This window comes from Epibacterium sp. Ofav1-8, from assembly GCF_022348185.1.
Lineage (GTDB): Bacteria > Pseudomonadota > Alphaproteobacteria > Rhodobacterales > Rhodobacteraceae > Epibacterium.
In genome coordinates this window covers 117,551-136,013 of the sequence record NZ_JAKRFD010000005.1, presented here as the reverse complement: position 1 = coordinate 136,013, position 18,463 = coordinate 117,551, and the positions used below count along the sequence as shown (strand labels likewise).

16 protein-coding genes are annotated in these 18,463 nt (G+C 60.4%); 12 read left to right on the top strand and 4 right to left on the bottom strand.

Annotation, left to right across the window (positions count from 1 at the left end; all coding sequences use genetic code 11):
- The first annotated feature begins 115 nt into the window (after positions 1 to 115).
- From MHM97_RS09815 to MHM97_RS09785, 7 genes are all read left to right on the top strand, one after another.
- On the top strand, positions 116 to 1,756 hold the full coding sequence (locus MHM97_RS09815; protein WP_239322189.1) for a GMC family oxidoreductase: 1,641 nt from the start codon (positions 116 to 118) through the stop codon (positions 1,754 to 1,756).
- A 15-nt stretch (positions 1,757 to 1,771) separates the two neighbouring features.
- On the top strand, positions 1,772 to 3,385 hold the full coding sequence (locus tag MHM97_RS09810) for a long-chain-fatty-acid--CoA ligase (RefSeq protein ID WP_239322188.1): 1,614 nt from the start codon (positions 1,772 to 1,774) through the stop codon (positions 3,383 to 3,385).
- A 230-nt stretch (positions 3,386 to 3,615) separates the two neighbouring features.
- A complete protein-coding gene (locus MHM97_RS09805) occupies positions 3,616 to 4,455 on the top strand; it encodes a flagellar motor protein MotB (protein ID WP_239322187.1) in 840 nt (279 codons plus the stop codon).
- Between the two features lie 130 nt (positions 4,456 to 4,585).
- Positions 4,586 to 5,854 carry a flagellar hook protein FlgE gene (locus tag MHM97_RS09800; RefSeq protein WP_239322186.1) on the top strand — a complete coding sequence of 423 codons (1,269 nt, stop codon included), beginning with the start codon at positions 4,586 to 4,588 and terminating at the stop codon, positions 5,852 to 5,854.
- Between the two features lie 51 nt (positions 5,855 to 5,905).
- The gene (flgK, locus tag MHM97_RS09795) at positions 5,906 to 7,354 is read left to right on the top strand and encodes a flagellar hook-associated protein FlgK (RefSeq protein ID WP_239322185.1); all 1,449 of its coding nucleotides are present in this window, start codon (positions 5,906 to 5,908) and stop codon (positions 7,352 to 7,354) included.
- Between the two features lie 3 nt (positions 7,355 to 7,357).
- The gene (locus MHM97_RS09790; protein WP_239322184.1) at positions 7,358 to 8,365 is read left to right on the top strand and encodes a flagellin; all 1,008 of its coding nucleotides are present in this window, start codon (positions 7,358 to 7,360) and stop codon (positions 8,363 to 8,365) included.
- Positions 8,365 to 9,468: a flagellar basal body P-ring protein FlgI gene (locus MHM97_RS09785; protein ID WP_239322183.1), complete on the top strand. Its 1,104-nt coding sequence runs from the start codon at positions 8,365 to 8,367 to the stop codon at positions 9,466 to 9,468. Before MHM97_RS09790 ends, MHM97_RS09785 begins: the two co-directional genes overlap by 1 nt.
- Positions 9,469 to 9,960: 492 nt before the next feature.
- On the opposite strand, the gene fliP is transcribed toward MHM97_RS09785, so the two are convergent.
- The 4 genes from fliP to fliF are packed head-to-tail and all read right to left on the bottom strand — an operon-like array spanning position 9,961 to position 13,274.
- Positions 9,961 to 10,707 carry a flagellar type III secretion system pore protein FliP gene (gene fliP, locus MHM97_RS09780; protein WP_239322182.1) on the bottom strand — a complete coding sequence of 249 codons (747 nt, stop codon included), beginning with the start codon at positions 10,705 to 10,707 and terminating at the stop codon, positions 9,961 to 9,963.
- Positions 10,704 to 11,000, bottom strand: a complete 297-nt coding sequence (locus MHM97_RS09775; RefSeq protein WP_239322181.1) for a FliM/FliN family flagellar motor switch protein — start codon at positions 10,998 to 11,000, stop codon at positions 10,704 to 10,706. Before MHM97_RS09775 ends, fliP begins: the two co-directional genes overlap by 4 nt.
- Positions 10,993 to 11,589 (bottom strand): ABC transporter ATP-binding protein, encoded by a 597-nt coding sequence (locus MHM97_RS09770; protein WP_239322180.1) that lies wholly within the window; start codon positions 11,587 to 11,589, stop codon positions 10,993 to 10,995. Before MHM97_RS09770 ends, MHM97_RS09775 begins: the two co-directional genes overlap by 8 nt.
- Complete coding sequence (fliF, locus tag MHM97_RS09765; protein ID WP_239322179.1) at positions 11,589 to 13,274, bottom strand: flagellar basal-body MS-ring/collar protein FliF; 1,686 nt, start codon at positions 13,272 to 13,274, stop codon at positions 11,589 to 11,591. Before fliF ends, MHM97_RS09770 begins: the two co-directional genes overlap by 1 nt.
- 119 nt (positions 13,275 to 13,393) lie before the next feature.
- Between fliF and MHM97_RS09760 the strand changes: the two genes are divergently transcribed.
- From MHM97_RS09760 to MHM97_RS09740, 5 genes are all read left to right on the top strand, one after another.
- Positions 13,394 to 13,918 carry a flagellar basal body-associated FliL family protein gene (locus MHM97_RS09760; RefSeq protein ID WP_239322178.1) on the top strand — a complete coding sequence of 175 codons (525 nt, stop codon included), beginning with the start codon at positions 13,394 to 13,396 and terminating at the stop codon, positions 13,916 to 13,918.
- A 9-nt stretch (positions 13,919 to 13,927) separates the two neighbouring features.
- Positions 13,928 to 14,395: a hypothetical protein gene (locus tag MHM97_RS09755; RefSeq protein WP_239322177.1), complete on the top strand. Its 468-nt coding sequence runs from the start codon at positions 13,928 to 13,930 to the stop codon at positions 14,393 to 14,395.
- Complete coding sequence (locus MHM97_RS09750) at positions 14,395 to 15,006, top strand: MotE family protein (RefSeq protein ID WP_239322176.1); 612 nt, start codon at positions 14,395 to 14,397, stop codon at positions 15,004 to 15,006. The genes MHM97_RS09755 and MHM97_RS09750 overlap by 1 nt, the downstream gene beginning before the upstream one ends.
- Positions 15,007 to 15,080: 74 nt before the next feature.
- Positions 15,081 to 15,950, top strand: a complete 870-nt coding sequence (motA, locus tag MHM97_RS09745) for a flagellar motor stator protein MotA (protein WP_239322175.1) — start codon at positions 15,081 to 15,083, stop codon at positions 15,948 to 15,950.
- Positions 15,947 to 18,391: a hypothetical protein gene (locus tag MHM97_RS09740; protein ID WP_239322174.1), complete on the top strand. Its 2,445-nt coding sequence runs from the start codon at positions 15,947 to 15,949 to the stop codon at positions 18,389 to 18,391. Before motA ends, MHM97_RS09740 begins: the two co-directional genes overlap by 4 nt.
- Positions 18,392 to 18,463 lie beyond the last annotated feature (72 nt).

Here is an 18,463-nt window from a genome sequence, read left to right as displayed (position 1 = left end):
GCTGGCGCGCAGGGGAGGGGATGCGGCTGCCGTCAGGCCGGAATGCGCGCCTGACGTACCGTTAGAGTAGACAGCGGAGGTCTTCTGCGCGCTGATCAGCGCCAGGAGGAGCAGCATGGAATGCGACTATGTCATCGTGGGCGGGGGCTCGGCCGGTTCCGTTCTGGCGGCGCGGCTGTCGGAGAACCCGGCGGTCACCGTGTGCCTGCTCGAGGCCGGGGGGCGCGGCGACGGGCTTTTGGTCCGCACCCCCGCGGCGGTTGTCGCGATGCTGCCGGGGCGGCCCAAGATCAACAACTGGGCCTATGAAACGGTCCCGCAGGCAGGGCTCAACGGGCGCAGAGGGTATCAGCCCCGGGGCAAGGCACTGGGCGGATCAAGCGCGATCAACGCCATGCTCTATGTGCGCGGCCATGCGTGCGACTATGACGAATGGGCCGCGCTTGGCTGTCCCGGATGGGGGTGGCAGGACGTGCTGCCCTATTTCCGCCGGGCGGAGAACAATCAGGCCGGCTGTGACCCGATGCATGGCGCTGATGGTCCGCTTCACGTCAGCGACCAGAAAGCGCCGCGCCCGGTGACGGAGGCATTTGTGCAGGCAGGGCAGGCCATGCAGATCCGCCGGAGCGAGGACTTCAATCGCGGCGACAACGAAGGGATCGGCTACTATCAGGTGACGCAGTTTCACGATTCCGCGCGCAATGGGCAGCGCTGTTCGGCAGCGGCTGCCTATCTGCACCCGGTGATGGGGCGCCCGAACCTGACCGTGCTGACCGGCGCCCATGCCACGCGGATCCTGTTCGAGGGCAAGCGGGCGACCGGGGTTGCCTACCGGCACCGGCGTAAACAGCGGCAAGTTCTGGCACGACGGGAGGTCCTGTTATGCGGCGGGGCGTTCAACTCGCCCCAGCTGTTGCAGCTGTCCGGTGTCGGGCGACCACAGGATCTAAAGCCGCACGGGATCGCGGTGCGGCACGCATTGCCCGGTGTGGGGCAGAACTTGCAGGATCATCTCGATTTCACTCTCGCCTACAAGACGCGGGACACGGACAATTTCGGGATTTCGCTTGCCGCCGGAGGAAAGCTTCTGCGGGAAATCCTGACATGGCGCCGAAGCGGGCGAAGCATGATTGCCACCCCTTTTGCCGAAGGCGCGGCCTTTTTGAAAACGGATGCCGCGTTTGACCGTCCGGATGTGCAGTTGCATTTCGTGATTGCCATTGTCGACGATCACGCGCGCAAGCTGCATCTTGGGCACGGGGTCAGCTGTCATGTTTGCTTGCTGCGCCCAAAATCGCGGGGCACCGTATCCCTCGCCTCTGCCGATCCGCTGGAGGCACCGGTGATTGATCCCCAGTTCCTGGCGGAAAACGACGATCTGGAAGGGCTGTTGCGTGGCGTGCGGCTGACCCGGCGGCTCATGGCGCAGCAACCCATTGTCGATTGCCTGACCAAAGAGCTGTTCATTGACGCCGAACCGGATGATGCCACGCTCGCAGCGCATATCAGGGACCGCGCCGATACCATCTATCACCCGGTGGGCACCTGTCGGATGGGCCGAGACCCCGATGCGGTCGTCGATCCGGAGCTGCGGGTGCACGGACTGGACGGATTGCGGGTGATTGACGCGTCGATCATGCCGCGTCTCATTGGCGGCAATACCAACGCGCCCACGATCATGATCGCCGAAAAGGCGGCCGACATGATCCTGGGGCGACCAGGACCGGCTCCGGGCGGGCCGGAACACCACAGATAACAGGAAGGACATCCAATGCTTGGCAAGATGATGACGCAACCGCTGACCATCAGTTCGCTGATCGAGCACGCGGGCAAGTACCATGCCGGCACTACCGTGGCGTCGGTCGAAACCACCGGTGGCGTCGAACACACGACCTGGGGGCAGGTTGCGGGCAACGCGCGCAGGCTTGCCGCGGCGTTGGATCGGCTTGGGCTGGCACCCGGTACCCGCTGCGGCACGATCGCCTGGAACAACCGTCGCCATCTGGAAATTTACTTTGGAGTCGCGGGGGCGGGTTATGTCTGCCACACGCTGAACCCGCGCCTGAAGCCCGAGCAGCTGATTTACATCATCAACCACGCCGAGGATGAGGTGCTGTTCATCGACGCCACCTTTGTGTCGGCCGTGGCCCAGTTGCGACCGCACCTGCCGAAGCTGCGCCATGTGGTTCTGATGGGGCCGGAAGATGCCGAGGCCGCCGCCCAGATCGACGGGCTGCTGTTCTATGACACGCTGCTCGCCGCAGAGAGCGATGCTTATACCTGGCCCGATCTGGACGAGAACACCGCTTCCAGCCTGTGCTACACCTCGGGCACCACCGGCAATCCCAAGGGCGTGCTCTATACCCACCGCTCCACGGTGCTGCACTCGCTGGGCGGCAATCAGCCCGACGGCTTGGCGCTTGCAGCCCGCGACAGTGTCATGGCGGTGGTGCCGATGTTCCACGTGAATGCCTGGGGCGTTCCCTATATCACTGCCGCAGTCGGCGCCAAGCTGGTGTTGCCGGGGCCGCATCTTGATGGCGAAAGCCTGGTGAGGCTGATCGATGCAGAACAGGTCACCATTGCGCTGGGCGTACCGACGATCTGGATGGGTCTGTTGCAGGCCCTGGAGACAACCGGAAGCAAGATCCCCAGCCTGGAGCGTACCGTGGTGGGCGGGTCTGCCTTGCCGTCGGTGATGATCCCCACATTCCGCGATACCTACGGGGTGGAGCTGATCCACGCCTGGGGGATGACCGAGACCAGCCCGCTTGGCACGCTCAATCAGCTCCTGCAGAAACACGCGGATCTGAGCGACGCCGACAAAGGCGCGATCCGCACGGGACAGGGGCGCCCGCCTTTTGGTGTAGAGCTGCGCATCGTCGACGAGGCCGGGGTCGCCCTGCCCGAGGACGGGCAAACCCAAGGCGCGCTTCAGATCCGGGGGCATTGGATCATCGACACCTATTTTGGCCAGGAACAGTCCGCGCTGAATGATGATGGATGGTTCGACACGGGCGACGTGGCGACCATAGATCCCGACGGGTACATGATCATTCGGGACCGGACCAAGGACATCATCAAATCGGGCGGCGAGTGGATCTCCACGGTCGAGCTGGAGGACATCGCCATGTCGCATCCTGGGGTTGCTCAGGCCGCGGCGATCGCGGCGCGCCACCCCAAATGGGATGAGCGGCCGGTACTGATTGCGGTGAAATCCGACCCGGCGCTTACGGAGGTAGAGCTTCTTAAACACTATGATGGCAGGGTCGCCTCGTGGCAGGTCCCGGATGCGGTTGTGTTCGTGGATGCCTTGCCGCTCGGTGGAACCGGCAAGGTTCAGAAGAACAAGCTCCGCGAATCATATGGTGACCTGCTGTTGTGACAGCGTCAAAGGGGGCGGGAATTTGACCCGCCCCGACCGCCGCCACAAAGCGGCCACATTGTCGCCAGGAGCCTGCCTCAGGTTCACCCCCGAAAAGCCAGGATGGCCTCGATTTTGCCTTATAAACCATACGTTTAGGTGTGTTACTGGGGCCAATTTTATCTGTTAAGACCTGGTTAAGGAACGCCTCTGTATCCCGGTTTTGGGTGAACAGAAAAGGTGGTGGGAACATGACTGCTCAGAGCAATGAAGCTCCGGTAATTATCAAGAAGGTGAAGAAAGTCAGCGGTGGTGGACACCATGGCGGCGCATGGAAGGTGGCCTATGCCGACTTCGTGACCGCGATGATGGCATTCTTCCTTCTGATGTGGCTCTTGAATGCAACCACGGAGAAACAGCGCAAGGGTCTGGCAGACTATTTTTCGCCCTCGATTCCGCTTGCGCGGGTTTCCGGCGGCGGCAACGGCGCCTTCCAGGGCGACACCATGTTCACCGAGGACGTGAAACCGCAGAACGGGATTGGCGCGACCCGGGAAAACCCGACCGATGCCTCCCGCGCGCAGGGTGATTCCGGTGTCGCCGACAATCAGAAGAACGACGCCGCCGAAGAGGCCAGCTTCCGCAAGATCGAAGAGGCGCTGATGGGGCGCGGCGGCGAGAGCATGGTCAGCATTGATATGGCGCGCCACATCGTGACCCGCGTCACGGACGAAGGTCTCATTATCGAGCTGTTCGAAACCGATGATGCCAAGCTGTTTGAAGCGGGCAGCGAACGTCCCACGGCCCTGATGCGGGATCTGATGCGGATGGTGGCGCGGGTGACCGCCTCGGTAGAGAACGACGTCGCCATCAGCGGACACGTGGCCTCGACCCCGGTGGTGATCGCCAACAACCCGGTCTGGTCGCTCTCTCATGCCCGGGCGGACGCAACGCGGGAACACCTGCAGGCGGGCGGCATGAAGGCCAAGCGAATCTCGCGGGTGACCGGTCATGCTGATCGTGACCTTGCCTCCGGAAATCCGATGTCACCGCGAAACAACCGCGTCGAAATCACGCTCCTGCGGAAGTGACAGCCCCATAAAAGCAAGGCAAAAGCGGCTAACAGATAGATTGGATTTTATCTGTTAGCCGCACGTTAAGTACAAGCGCGGTAAGTGTTTCTGCGAGTAGATCTCAAGATGCAGCAGAAAGGCGTATCTCATGACCATTTCTTCTTCGCTGAATGCTGGCGTAGCCGGGCTTGCCGCGAACTCCAGCCGTTTGGCGGCGATTTCAGACAATATCGCAAATTCTTCGACCGCCGGTTATAAACGCGTCGTGACCTCATTTGAATCCATGGTCATCTCGCAATCCGGCGGCGCCTATGCCGCAGGTGGCGTATCGGTCAACAACGCGCGCATGATTGACGAGCGCAGCTCTCTGATCACCACCAGCAACTCCACCGACCTTGCCGTCGACGGCAAAGGGTTCCTGCCCGTCGCAAGCCTGGCGGAAGTCGAGGCCGGCGAAGACGCCACCATGCTGCTGACGACATCCGGGTCGTTCCGCACCAACGAAGAGGGGTATCTGACCACCTCGTCCGGTCTGGTGCTGCTTGGCTGGCCGGCGGATGCGGATGAAAGCTTCCCCACCGTGGCCCGTGATACCGATGATCCGCTGGAGGCGATCAAGTTTGATACCTCGCAGCTGAGCGCGGCGCCCACCACTGAAGTCAGCCTCGGTGTGAACCTGCCAGCGGAAAGTGCCGTGACCGGCGCTGCGGGTGATACCGAACAGAACACGATCCAGTATTTCGACAACCTCGGTGGTCAGCAGGATCTGGATATCGAATACACGCCGACCGGTCTCAACGACAACGAATGGACCATGACGCTGACCGATGGCGCGACCGGCACGGTTGTCGGGGACTATACCCTGACCTTCGATGACTCCGCCACGGGCAAGGGCACGCTGGACACGGTCACGACCACAACGGGCGGCGCCTATGACTCCACCACCGGCACCATCATCGTGACCACCGACAGCGGTCCGATCGAGATCGAAATCGGTGTGATGACACAGCTCTCCAGCGCCTTCTCGGCGGCAACGATCGAGAAAGATGGCTATGAGGCTGCCAGCTTTGCTGGCGTCGAGGTGGACGAGGGCGGTTTTGTACACGCGCTGTATGAAAACGGCAGCAGCCGCATCGTGTATCAGATCCCGCTTGCGGACATGCCCAATGCCAACGGCATGAAGTCGCTGGACAGCCAGACCTTCATGCCCTCGCCGGGCAGCGGTGCCTACTACCTGTGGGATGCCGGAGCGGGCCCGACCGGCACCGTGGCCAGCTATCGCCAGGAAGAATCCGCAACCGATGTGGCGACTGAGCTGACCTCGATGATCCAGACCCAGCGTGCTTACTCGTCCAACGCAAAGGTCATCCAGACCGTGGATGAAATGTTGCAGGAAACCACCAACATCAAGCGCTGATAAAATCGGCGCTTCCACTTGATGAAACATAGTCACAGAAGGTGATTTGGGATGTCTCTTTCGACTGCCCTCAATAGCGCGATGTCTGGCATCACGGCGGCCGGCAGGTCGACGTCGGTGGTGTCCGACAACCTCGCGAACGCCCTCACAGAAGGGTACTACAGGCGCACTCTGGATCTCAGCTCCAATGGGGCCGCGGGTGGCGTGAGCATCGGTTCGGTGCAGCGCATGATCGATCCCGCGATCCAGAAAAGTGTCCGGGCGGCGGAAGCGAACTTTGCCGCCACCTCGGTGACCTCCGATTTCTATGCGCGGATTTCTGAACAGGTCGGCACCGTGAACGATGGATATTCCGTCGCCCAGCGGCTCACCGACCTGGAATCCGCGCTGATCGAAGCCACGTCCCTGCCCGATTCCGATGCCCGGCTGAACGACCTCTCGATGCAGGCCGAAGAACTGGCGATGTCGATCCAGGATGCGGCCGAAGGGGTTGCGACCCTGCGGAACAAGGCCGAAGATTCCATCGTCTCCTTGGTCGACGGGCTGGAAACGGACCTGAACAACCTCAATGATATGAACAAGAAGATCCTGGCTGCTGAAATTCGCGGTCAGGACACCTCGGGCCTGGAAGATCAGCGCGACAACCTGATCGATTCCATCAATGAGGTCATCCCGGTTCAGATCTACCAGCGCGACAACAATCAGACCGCGCTTTACACGACATCCGGTATCAAGCTGATCGACGGCGGTTCCGTAGCGGAGTTTTCCTTCGACGAAACCCCGCTCGTGACCCCCTATATGACCATCGACAATGGTCAGCTGTCGGGATTGGAAATCGACGGAAAATCCATCGATACCTCGATCAACGGCAGGATCGGCGGTGGCAGCCTTGCCGCGCAATTCCATGTTCGGGATGTGGCGTCGGTGCAGGCGCAGGAAGATCTGGATACCATGGCCGGCGATCTGATCGAACGGTTTCAGGATCCCACGGTGGATACGACACTTGGTGCGACAGATCCTGGGATCTTTACCGACGGTGGTGGGTTCTACGACAACACCAACGAGTTGGGCATCGCCAACCGCATCGAGATCAACAGCACCATCGCGATGAGCGGGTATGCGGAAACCTGGCGCCTGCGCGACGGCCTCAATGCCACCGGCATCGGCAACAAGGGTGACACCACCATCCTGAACAACTACGGCGCCGCGCTGGAGGCCAGCAACACGATTTCCTCTGCGGGTCTTGGGACCGGCGATTACAGCGCCTATGAAATCGCCTCCAACCTGATGACGAATTTCACTCAGGAGAACACCTGGGCGGAACAGGAACTGGCGTTTTCCTCTGCAATCTTCTCCGACATCCAGGCCCGCGAGCTGGAGCAGGGCGTCGATACCGACTCCGAACTCCAGACGCTGATGATGATCGAGACAATCTATGCCGCGAACGCCCGGATGATCCAGGCGATCGATGAAATGATGCAGGAACTGATGAGGCTCTAAGCTATGAATGTGCAATCCTTTGGTGACATGGCGCAGTATCTGTTTCTGCGCGGTCGGTCAGTCGAACTCAACAAAACCCTGGATACGTTGACCCAGGAAATGAGCACGGGCATCGCCTCCAACCTGCCAGAGCGCCTCGGTGGCGATCTGGGGTTTGTGGCAGATCTTGAACGCTCGATTTCCAAGATGGACAGCTACCAGGTCGCCGCGCAGGAGGCTGCGCTTCTGTCCTCCACAGCGCAGGACTACCTCGAGCGGATCAACGACAACGCACTGAACCTCGGTGCGGACATCCTGTCCCTGTCCAGCACCTCGAATGACACCACGGCGCAAGAACTCGCCGCCCAGTCGATGACCTTCCTGCGCGAGACCATCTCCAACCTGAACGGTCAACTGTCCGGTCGCAGCCTGTTTGCGGGAACCGACACCGGCGCAACCCCGCTGGAAAGCGCGGACACGATGATGACCGCGCTTGTGGCGGAAGTGGGTGCGTTGACCGATGTGGATGACATCACGCAAGCGGTGCAGGACTGGTTCGATGATCCCGCCGGGTTTGATGCGATCATGTACAATGGTTCCACCGATGACATGAGCGCGGTGCGTATCGGCGCGAATGAAGAGGTGAACTTTGCCCTTCGGGCAGACGATGACCGCTTCAAACAGGCGATGAAGAGCTTTGCGCTCGGCGCTTTGGCCAGCGAGGATTATCTGGGCCATCTGTCCACGGTCGAAAGCTCCGCTCTTGTTGAACGGGCCGGCACCGAACTGATGAATGCGCAATCGGAACTGACAGATGTCCAGTCCGACATCGGCTTCATCGAGGCGCGCATTTCCGAAACTCAAACGCGCAACGCCGCAGCGCTGACATCGATGGGCACCACGCTCAACGACCTGATCCTGGCCGACCCGGCCGAAACCGCCAGCCGCATCGAGGAGGTGGAGTTCCAATTGGAAGCTCTCTATTCGATCACGGTGCGGTCCTCGCAACTTAACCTGCTGAACTACATGTAATGCGTAAGGTTCTGTATATCCTGATGACATGCCTGCTGATGCCAACGCTGGTGCAGGCCAATGCAATTCGTCTCAAAGACCTCGTCGAATTCGACGGTGTCCGGGGCAACGATCTGGTCGGCTACGGTCTCGTGGTTGGCCTGGACGGCACCGGGGACGGGTTGCGCAACTCGCCCTTCACCGAAGAGATCATGACCAACATTCTGGAACGCCTCGGGGTCAATGTGACCGGCGAACAGTTCCGCCCCAAGAATGTCGCAGCCGTGTTTGTGACAGCGACGCTGCCGCCATTCGCACGCGTCGGCGGGACCATCGATGCCACGGTGTCGGCGATCGGCGACTCCAGCAGCCTGCTGGGCGGCACACTGATCATGACCCCGCTCAACGCGGCAGACGGCCAGATCTATGCGGTCGCGCAGGGCACCATTCTTGCAGGGGGCGCCGTTGCAGAGGGGGAAGCCGCTACGGTAACGCAAGGTGTGCCGACCTCTGGCGTGATCCCCTCAGGGGCTCGGGTGGAGCGCGAGATCGAATTCGATCTGTCCTCGCTCAATTCGATGCGCCTGGCATTGCGGGAGCCCGATTTCACCACGGCCGGCCGGATCGAACAGGCGATCAACAGTGAGTTTGGCCGCAATGTCGCAGTGATGCGCGATTCCGGCACTGTTGAGGTCAATATCCAGCGCACCAATGCCCGCTCCACCGCGCATGCTGTTGGTCGCATGGAAAACGTCCTGGTCGAACCGCAGCGCAAGGCGCGTGTCGTTGTCGACCAACGCTCCGGTACCATCGTGATGGGCAGCGATGTGCGCATCTCTCACGTTGCTGTTGCACAGGGGAACCTGACGCTGCGGGTTGAAGAAGCCCCGCTGGTTTCGCAACCCAACCCCTTTGCGGATGGCGAAACGGTGGTTGTTCCACGCACCGGCGCTGCGATCGACGAAGAGGAAGGCGTTCAGCTGGCCGAAGTGCGCGAGACCACATCCCTGTCCGAAGTCGTGGCCGGCCTCAATGCCCTTGGGGTCTCGCCGCGCGACATGATCGACATCCTGAAGAGTCTCAAGGCTGCAGGGGCGCTACATGCGGAGTTCGTCGTGCGTTGACCCGCCTGACCTCAGCCCCCTGATGAAACACCCCGGGAGACCCGCCCGGGGTGTTTCTCTTTGTGCGCGGGCGCCAGGCGGCTCCGCGGATGGTGCGCACCGCTGATGGCGCATGAGAGGTTTGCCCCCTTCCCGACAGACGGACCTGGGGGACAGGGGAGGCAATACGGGGTTCTGCGGCTTGGATGCGCGAGACCCACGGGCGATGTCCTTGCTGGTGTTGCGAAATGATCTGACTTTTCACTCTATGGCCCTTGATGACATGCGGGATGAGGCCGCCGCGATGGAGGATGTCCGTCTCCTTGGTCGCTGGCTTGTGCATCCTGGTAGGGGCGCAGGTGGGTGGCACGCGCGGTCACGTTTGTAGGGGGGACCGATGAAAGGGCGTCTCTGTACCGGGTTATCGCGGTGACAAAACCCACATCCGCAGATACAAAAAGCCCCCGCTCCGGGTGACGGAGCGAGGGCTGTGGTGGTGTGCTGAGGCGTGCGTCAGCTTGGATAGTAGCTGCGGACCAATGCGGTGGCGATCAGGCTCCAGCCGTCCGCGACCACGAAGAAGGCCAGCTTGAACGGCAGGGAAACCAGCGCCGGTGGGACCATCATCATCCCCATGGACATCAACACGGTGGCGGTCACCAGGTCGATCACCAGAAACGGCAGAAACACGAGAAACCCGATTTCAAAGGCACGCGTGATCTCTGACAGCATGAAGCTTGGAATCAGGACGGAGAGCGGTGCTTCGGGGGTCGGATCTATGCCTTCGGTTCCGGGACGCAGATCCGCGATCGCATAGAACGTATCCGGGTCCAGCCGGTTCGCCATGAACCCACGGAAGGGGACGACGGCGCGTTCAAGCGCAGGCACCACTTCGAGCTGCTCGTCCAGTAGCGGCGCGATGCCCACGTTCCATGCTTCGGTGAAGACCGGCTCCATGACGAAATACGTCAAAAACAGCGCCAGGCTGATCATCAGCATGTTCGGAGGCGCCTGCTGCAGGCCGATGGCCTGCCGCAGAATGGACAGCACAGTGACCAGAAACGGAAAACAGGTGATCATGATCAACAGACCCGGCGCAATGCTGAGCACCGTGATCAGCAGGATCAGTTGAATGGTCCGAGCCGAAATCGATTGTCCGTCTGCGAGGTCAAGGCTCAGTTCTTGAGCCAGCGCTACCTGGGGCAGCATCAGCAGTGCAATGGCTGCCAATGCCCCTAGAGCGAAGAGTTTACGTGTCATCCCAGCCCGCTTTGCAAATCGGCAATTTCAGTCAGCCGGACGGCCAATTGCCCGGCCTGGTCGCCCTCCATCTCTTCCAGTTGCCCGCGTGCCACCAGGCGGTCGCCGACGTAGAGATCGACTGGATCCTCGACTTTCTTGTCCAGGGTCAGGATGGCGTTCTCGCCCAGATTGACGAGATCCCGGATCAAGGGGCGCGCCTTGCCCACGGAGACAATGACTTCCACCGGCACCGATACAAAGGGGTTCGCGGCATCGGCCGATTTGGGGTTCAGTTCACCGGACTCATCCATAGTGGCTTTCCTCTTTGAATTGGTAGGAGAAGGCATCAATTGAATCGCGGATCGATTCGATCAGGGCCTCGGAGTTCAGTTCGCGTTCGCATTTGCCAACGCGCAGCTGCGCCTGACCGGGAGACAGACCCGCATCCTCGCGCACGCGGACGTCGGATGTGGGCTCCTCGCCCAGCAGCGCGCGTACCGCATTCCCCTCACCGGCAGCGACAACGACCTCCATCGGTTCGTTAATCTGACCCTTTGCCATCTCGCTCAGGTGATCGATGACATGATGGCCAAAGGTCGCGGCCATGGTGTCAGGCAGGATGACGGAGGTCAGGACCTTGAACATGGGATCAAGCGATTCCATCAACTGCGTCTGCGCTTCGTGATAGGTGAAGGTGAGGTCTTCGAGCGATCCGGCAAGGGTTGCGGAGATCCGTGTCGTCTCCTTGTCCTTGGCGTCGATCGCATCGTCCCAGCCTGCGGTGTAGCCCTTTTCAAAGGACACAAGCTTGGCTTCTTCCACGATTTCCTCGGAGAAGTTGCTCACGGGTTCGACCGGAGTCTTCACGCCGAAATCTTCAAGAAGATGTGCAATGGTCATCAGGCACGCTCCTCGTTGTTTTCTTCAAGCCACCCGCGCAGGATCTGCACGGTCTCTTCCTGACGCTCGCCGATCATCGAGCGCAGACGGTCCACCGGATCGTCGCTCATGCCGCCACCGCCAAAGCTGTTGAGCCCATCGCCCATGCCCGGCAGGCCGCCCATGCCGCCCATCGGGTCGAACTGATCGTCCTCGCCATTGTCGATCTCGCCATCGAGCGCGATACCGGCACCGAGATTGGGGTTGGTCATGAACCCCGAATCGCCGCCCATGGCAGGCAACTCCGGCAGGCCGCCGGCGGGGGCAGGGCCATCGGGACCCGGCAGCGCTTTCACCGATGCACCGTTGCCGGCGAGGATCGGACGCACCACGAAGAGCCCGAGGATCAGCGCGACCACTGCCAGGGCAGCCATCTGGATAATCGACATGACATCAAAGTAGAGATTGTCGAAGAATGAGGCCTCGGCTGTGGTGCCTTGCGGTTCCACATTCGGCAGATCCATGGATTTCAGGGTGATGACATCACCGCGTTCCGCGTCGAAACCAACGGCGGCGGAAATCAATTCGCGCAGGGCGTCGAGTTCATCCTGGGGGCGCGGCTCGAAGACGGTCTGACCCTCTTCGCCGCTCTCTGTGGTGATACCATTGATCAGTACCGCAACCGTGAGGCGCTTGATCGCACCGGGTCCACGGATAATTTCTTTTTCGGTTTCCGAGATCTCGTAGTTCACACGCTCGCGCGTTGCGTTGGTATTGGCACGGGAGCCTTCACCGGTGCCGGCATCACCATCCGGGATATTCGAGGCCACAGTGACCTCCCCCGCCTGATTCTGCGAGCTGTCGGTGCGTTCTTCGACATCGGTGCTGATGGCAACGCGGCTGTCGGGATCAACCCGCTTTTCGCGAATGGATTCCGTGTCGGTTACGGTTTCAACACTGATTTCTACGACCGCGTTGCCTTGTCCAACGCGTGCTTCGACCAGGCGCAAGACCCGTTCACGCAGCGTTTGAGAGCGATCGTCCGTGCCCGCGCCTGCGGCCGCTGCGGCCTCTGGAGACCCGATCAACGCGCCATTGGCATCAATCACCGCAACATTATCCACTGCGAGACCGGCCACGGCTGAAGCAACCAGGAAGCGAATCGCGTTGGCCTGCGACGGGGTGATCGGGGTTCCCATTGGGGTGACCGAGACCGAGGCCGTGGGTTCGATGGTTCTCTGAAACGGGTTGTTGCTGGTGTTGGCGATATGAACACGCGCCTGGGTGACATGGGGGTTGGCGACAATGGTGCGGGCCAGCTCCCCCTCTTTGGCGCGCCAATAGGCGGCGTCAAACATTTGCGATGTCGTCCCAAAACCGCTGAGCGAATCGAGCAGTTCATACCCTTTGCCACCATTGGCGGGCAGACCCTGGCTGGCCAGCGTCATTCTCAATTCATCGCGTTTGTTTGCGGGGACATAGATGGATCCACCGCGCACTTCATAGTCGACAGCACTCTGTTCCAGAGCGCTGACCACATCTCCGGCCGAGCTGCTTTCGAGCCCGGCATATAGTAGTTGCATGGTTGGCTTGTTGGCCACCATGGACATCAGGAAGAAGGTGAAGATCACGGCGAGTGTCGCCCCGATTCCCATCATCCGCTTCCGCGTGTCCAAACCTGCCCAGACATTCTTGATCTGCTGCACATTAACCTCCGTCGCACCGGCGTTCTCTCCGGCCTGCAACCCTTTTCTCCGATTGGCCTTAACATTCGGTTAGTTCCTGTCGGGTTATGAACGGGGTGCACGACGTTTTAGGAAAAGCCATGACAGACGCTGTAGCTGATGTAGAAACAGAAGGATCGGCGAAGAAGAGTAAGATGCCCCTTATCATTGGGCTCGTACTTGCCATTGCCGGTGCAGGGGGCGGGTTTTACGCCGTTCAGTCAGGCCTTCTTCCCTTTGGGAGCACTCAGGCGCCGGAAGATGCGCATGCGACCAAAGAGGCACCAGAAGGTGTGAGCAAGGGTGAGTCGGCGGAAGAGATCGCCAGCCTCGCCTTTATCGAAATGGAACCGATCGTGATCACGCTGAACAAAGCCAGCGGTGTTCAACAGCTTCGGTTCCGTGCGCAACTCGAGGTCAACCAGGCCGATCAGGCCGAGGTTGAAAAAGTCCTCCCCAGGGTTGTCGATGTTCTGAACAGTTATCTGCGGGCGCTGGAGCTTGAGGATATGACCGATCCGATGGCCTTGCCGAAACTGCGGGCACAGATGCTACGGCGGATCAATATCGCGACCGGTCAAGGGCGCGTGCGCGATCTGCTGATCATGGATTTCGTACTCAACTAGGAGGACAGGATGGAACTTATTGCTGATATCCTGCTTGCGGCCGGAGCACTGGGTGCCGGGTTTTATTGCCTGGTGCTGTCGCGCCGTCTGAAACGCTTCAATGATCTCGAAAAAGGGGTCGGAGGCGCGGTGGCGGTGCTCTCATCGCAAGTAGATGACTTGAACAAATCGCTGGTGGCAGCCCGTCAGATGTCTGACGGATCCAGCCGGGCCCTGGAGCAGCTGACCGGACGCGCCGAATCGGTGGCGCACAAGCTGGAGCTGATGATGGCGTCGATGCACGACATCGCACCGCAGCAGGAGGCTCAGCCGGCCGCTCAGGCAACCGAGGAAAACGACGCCTTGGCCGAAGCGTATGAAGCGGATGCGCAGGTGGAGGAGCCGGCCGAGCCGGTTCAACCCGAGCCGCAGGAGGAGTCGAAACCTGCGGGGCTGATGTTTGTGCGTCACAACCGGAATCAGAACCGGGTGGCGTGATGGCGAAGGCAGACAAATCCAAGAAGATGGAAAAGGCCAAGCGTGGCACATTGATGTTGCTGGCCGTGTTCCTGATGGGCTCTGCAGCTGTCCGCATCGCGCTGGAGGCTGGTCCGGCGATCGCGCGCGAAGTGGCGGAGCTTCAATCCGACACGCCGAACGAACAGGCCGGGCCAATGACGCGACAGGCGGTTCCCGATTCGGCGGAAATGCAGGCGATGCTGGCAGCCTTCAAGAAGCGCGAAGCCATGCTTGATGAGCGCGAAGCCGAGATCGAAGACCGCATGAAGGCGCTCGAGATCGCGGATGAGGCGATCGAGAAGAAGCTGACGGATCTTCAGCAGGCGGAACAGAAACTGCTGGCAACACTGGCCCTGGCGGACGGTGCGGCCGAAGCGGATGTCACCACGCTGACCTCTGTCTATGAGCAGATGAAGCCCAAGGACGCAGCGGCGCTGTTTGAGGAAATGGATCCGAGTTTTGCCGCCGGTTTTCTGGCGCGGATGCGCCCGGATGCGGCCGCTGGCATCATGGCCGGTCTGAGCCCCGAAGCCGCCTATACGATCAGCGTTGTGCTGGCCGGACGAAATGGTGAGGTGCCCAAGGAGTAACTTGGGCGCGCACTCAGCCTTTCTTAACAAGACTCGCCTACCTTCAAAGTAGTGACGGAATTTGGAGCTTACCTATGATCGGGATTGTAGGGATCATCGTGATCTTTGCCATGGTGTTTGGTGGTTACCTTCTTGCAGGGGGTAAACTGGGCATCATCCTCAAGTCTCTCCCTTTCGAGATGATGATGATTGGCGGTGCGGCGATCGGGGCGTTCCTGATCAGCAATGACATGGGCGGCGTTAAGCACACGCTCAAGGACATGGGAAAGGTCTTCAAGGGACCGAAGTGGAAACCTGATGACTACAAGGATCTCCTCTGTCTGCTGTTCGCTCTGATTCGTATCGCTCGGGCCAATCCGGTCGAGGTCGAACAGCATATCGAAGACCCTGAAAACTCTACGGTTTTTGGCAAATACCCAAAAATCCTTGCGGACAAGGAAGCAGTCAACCTGATCAGCGACACCATGCGTTCTGCATCCATGAACTATGATGACCCGCATCAGGTGGAGGAGGTTCTGGAGAAGCGGATCGAGGCGAACCTGCACCACGCGCTGCATTCAAGCCATGCGCTGCAGACCATGGCCGACGGTCTGCCAGCCCTCGGGATTGTTGCGGCGGTTCTGGGGGTCATCAAGACCATGGCCTCGATCGACCAGCCGCCAGAAGTGCTGGGTAAGATGATCGGCGGCGCGCTTGTGGGGACGTTCCTCGGGGTGTTCCTCTCCTACGGCCTGGTCGCGCCCTTTGCGGGCAAGGTGAAGTCCGTGGTCGAGGAAGACGCGCATTTCTATCAGTTGATACGTGAGGTTCTCGTCGCGAATCTTCACAACCACGCCGCAGCCATCTGTATCGAAGTGGGGCGTCAGAACACGCCATCCCACATCCGGCCCGGGTTCTCCGAGCTGGAGGAAGCTTTGAATGAAGTGAAACAGGACGCAGCATGATCTCGCGAGCAATCGCATATGCCACCGCAATGGTGATAGCCGGATACGCAAGCGCGCAGACCATTGTCGCCAGGTCCGGAGAACACGAGGATTTTACACGTCTGGTGATGCGAATTCCGGATGGTGTGGAATGGTCTCTGACGCAGAGCGACCGTATTGCGACAATCAACGTCGGATCGCCGACCGCGGTGTTCAATACGCGCAACGTGTTTGATCTGATCCCCCGCACCCGGGTCCGCTCTGTGAGCCAGACCGGCCCGGGGCAACCGCTCCGGATCGAACTGGGGTGCGAGTGCGCCGTGGACTATTATCAGCAGGCCGATGGCTATCTTGTCGTGGACGTTCGGGAAGGCCGGTCGCTGAAACTGGATGCGCCAGCGGACACAACCAGCCTGCCCCTTACATTTCCGTCTGCGGCGATCGGGGGCGGCTTTCAACTGGGTCAACAGGATTTGGCCAGTGCGCGGGTTGCAATGGACCTGGCGGATGCTGTGGCCCAGACCTTTGGCACAGCTCAGCAAAGCCCTCGGCATACTGGTCCCGTCCAGTTGCCATTGAATGCAGCCGGCCCGGATGGCGCCCCGCTAGAGGGAACAGATGCCGGTGGTACACAATTGGCCGAGGATACACCCGAGGTCGCTGCGAACGAAAAAACCAAAGATGGTAAATCAGAGCCTGCCTCGCTGGAGTCGGACGCCAGCCTGTTGATGGATCTCGACGAGAACCGGCGGGCGGCAATGGTCAATGATACCGAAGCGCGAATCCTGCAACAGATCGGACGCGCCAGCGATCAGGGGTTGCTGCAACCGACAGATCAGGACGCCGCGACCAACCAGCTTGATCCGCTTGGCAATGAGAACCGGCCGCTCAATCCGCTGGACAATATTTCGGTGACATCGGCCATCGACCGTGAAACCGGCTTGCTGGCCGTCGGAGCCGGAGGCGATTCACAGGATACGCATTGCATTGCGGATCGCGAACTGGCGATTCACGATTGGGGTGATGATCAGCCGTTTTCCGAGCAGATCAGTGCGCTGCGCAACAAGATCCTTGGTGAATTTGACCAGGTGAATCGCGAGGCGACCCTTCGACTGGCACGCACCTATCTGTATTTTGGTTTTGGTGCCGAGGCGGCCGCGACCTTGAACCTGATCCCGGAAGACGATCTGCCAACGCGGTCCCGCGAGATCATGACGACCATGGCTCGAATCCTCGATTCTGCGGATTTGCCCGTGAACACCGTTTTCTCCGGTCAGCAAACCTGCGGCGGAGATGCGGCCTTCTGGGCGGCGATGTCGGACGGTGTGGTGAAAAAAAGCGCCAACACCGATGCCATCCAGCAGGCCTTTGCGAAGATGCCGCCTCACCTTCGGGTTCAGCTGGGGCCAAGGGTCAGCACCTTTTTCGCCGAAGCGGGTGATCCCCATGTTGCCAAAGTCGCGATGCGCGCCGTGGAGCGCACCGGCGTCGAGAACATTCCTGATCGCAATCTGGCAGAAGCGGCCATCGCCGCACTTGAGGGAGACAGTGACGCGGTTGCTCGCAACCTGACGGAAGAAGTCGCTGCGCAGAGTGAAAATACGCCGCGTGCTCTGATCGACCTGATCGAATTGAGCTTTCAAGAACGGCGGGCTTTGTCTCCGGATGTGCCAGAGTTGGCGGCCTCTTACGAGTTGGAAAACCGCGATACGGAACTTGGTGCGGATCTGCGTGTGGCTGAGGTCACCGCGCTGGCGCTGGTTGGCCGCTTTGACGAGGCATCTGCGCGGTTCAATAGGCTCACGGCCCGCGACGGGGTCGCGGCGCGCAACCGGGCAAACCTTCCGTTCATGACCTTGCTGACGGAAAACGCGGATGATGTCACTTTCCTCAAATATGGCCTCATTTTTGCCGAGGACAGTGGCGCAACACGTGCAGCGCAGGTTGGTGAGATGGTCGCGCGACGCCTTCTTGATCTGGGCTTTCCCGAGCAGGCAGAGAACCTTCTGCGCAAGATGAGCCTGGAGCCGGGCAATCAAAACCGACGCATGATGAGTGCTGAAGCACATCTGGCTATGGAGCAACCGCAGCGTGCATTGGTGGAGTTGATGGGACTTGAAGGTGAGCAGGCGGATCGCATGCGCGCCAAGGCCCTGTGGTTGAACAAGGAATACAATCGCGCCAGCGAGTACATGCTGTCCGCACAGGAGTTGAACGAGGCTGCCCGTGGTTTCTGGCACTCGGAAGATCGTCAGGCCGTGGAAACACTGGATCAGGACCGGGCGCCATTCCGTGCCGTTTCCGATCTGACGGATCAGATTGATGCGGCGGTGCGCGAACCGCAGGGACTGCCACCGCTGGCCGAAGCGCGCGCGCTGGTCGAAAGCAGTATGGGCGCACGCAGTTCGATCGAAGAGCTGTTGCGGCAGGTTGAACGCGACACAGCTCCAGACGAACCGTAACGCGATAACTCTGCAGGTGACATGGCCGTTCTTCGGGGCGGCCATTTCCTTTCGCGGTGATAACACTTTGTA

Bases quoted from the DNA above. Each gene is read 5' to 3' on its own strand.
- MHM97_RS09740 (WP_239322174.1), top strand. From the start codon at position 15,947: ATGATCTCGCGAGCAATCGCATATGCCACCGCAATGGTGATAGCCGGA.
- motA (WP_239322175.1), top strand. From the start codon at position 15,081: ATGATCGGGATTGTAGGGATCATCGTGATCTTTGCCATGGTGTTTGGT.
- MHM97_RS09815 (WP_239322189.1), top strand. From the start codon at position 116: ATGGAATGCGACTATGTCATCGTGGGCGGGGGCTCGGCCGGTTCCGTT.
- MHM97_RS09760 (WP_239322178.1), top strand. From the start codon at position 13,394: ATGACAGACGCTGTAGCTGATGTAGAAACAGAAGGATCGGCGAAGAAG.
- MHM97_RS09790 (WP_239322184.1), top strand. From the start codon at position 7,358: ATGAATGTGCAATCCTTTGGTGACATGGCGCAGTATCTGTTTCTGCGC.
- MHM97_RS09805 (WP_239322187.1), top strand. From the start codon at position 3,616: ATGACTGCTCAGAGCAATGAAGCTCCGGTAATTATCAAGAAGGTGAAG.
- MHM97_RS09785 (WP_239322183.1), top strand. From the start codon at position 8,365: ATGCGTAAGGTTCTGTATATCCTGATGACATGCCTGCTGATGCCAACG.
- MHM97_RS09770 (WP_239322180.1), bottom strand. From the start codon at position 11,589: ATGACCATTGCACATCTTCTTGAAGATTTCGGCGTGAAGACTCCGGTC.
- MHM97_RS09800 (WP_239322186.1), top strand. From the start codon at position 4,586: ATGACCATTTCTTCTTCGCTGAATGCTGGCGTAGCCGGGCTTGCCGCG.
- MHM97_RS09750 (WP_239322176.1), top strand. From the start codon at position 14,395: ATGGCGAAGGCAGACAAATCCAAGAAGATGGAAAAGGCCAAGCGTGGC.
- MHM97_RS09810 (WP_239322188.1), top strand. From the start codon at position 1,772: ATGCTTGGCAAGATGATGACGCAACCGCTGACCATCAGTTCGCTGATC.
- MHM97_RS09775 (WP_239322181.1), bottom strand. From the start codon at position 11,000: ATGGATGAGTCCGGTGAACTGAACCCCAAATCGGCCGATGCCGCGAAC.
- flgK (WP_239322185.1), top strand. From the start codon at position 5,906: ATGTCTCTTTCGACTGCCCTCAATAGCGCGATGTCTGGCATCACGGCG.
- MHM97_RS09755 (WP_239322177.1), top strand. From the start codon at position 13,928: ATGGAACTTATTGCTGATATCCTGCTTGCGGCCGGAGCACTGGGTGCC.
- fliP (WP_239322182.1), bottom strand. From the start codon at position 10,707: ATGACACGTAAACTCTTCGCTCTAGGGGCATTGGCAGCCATTGCACTG.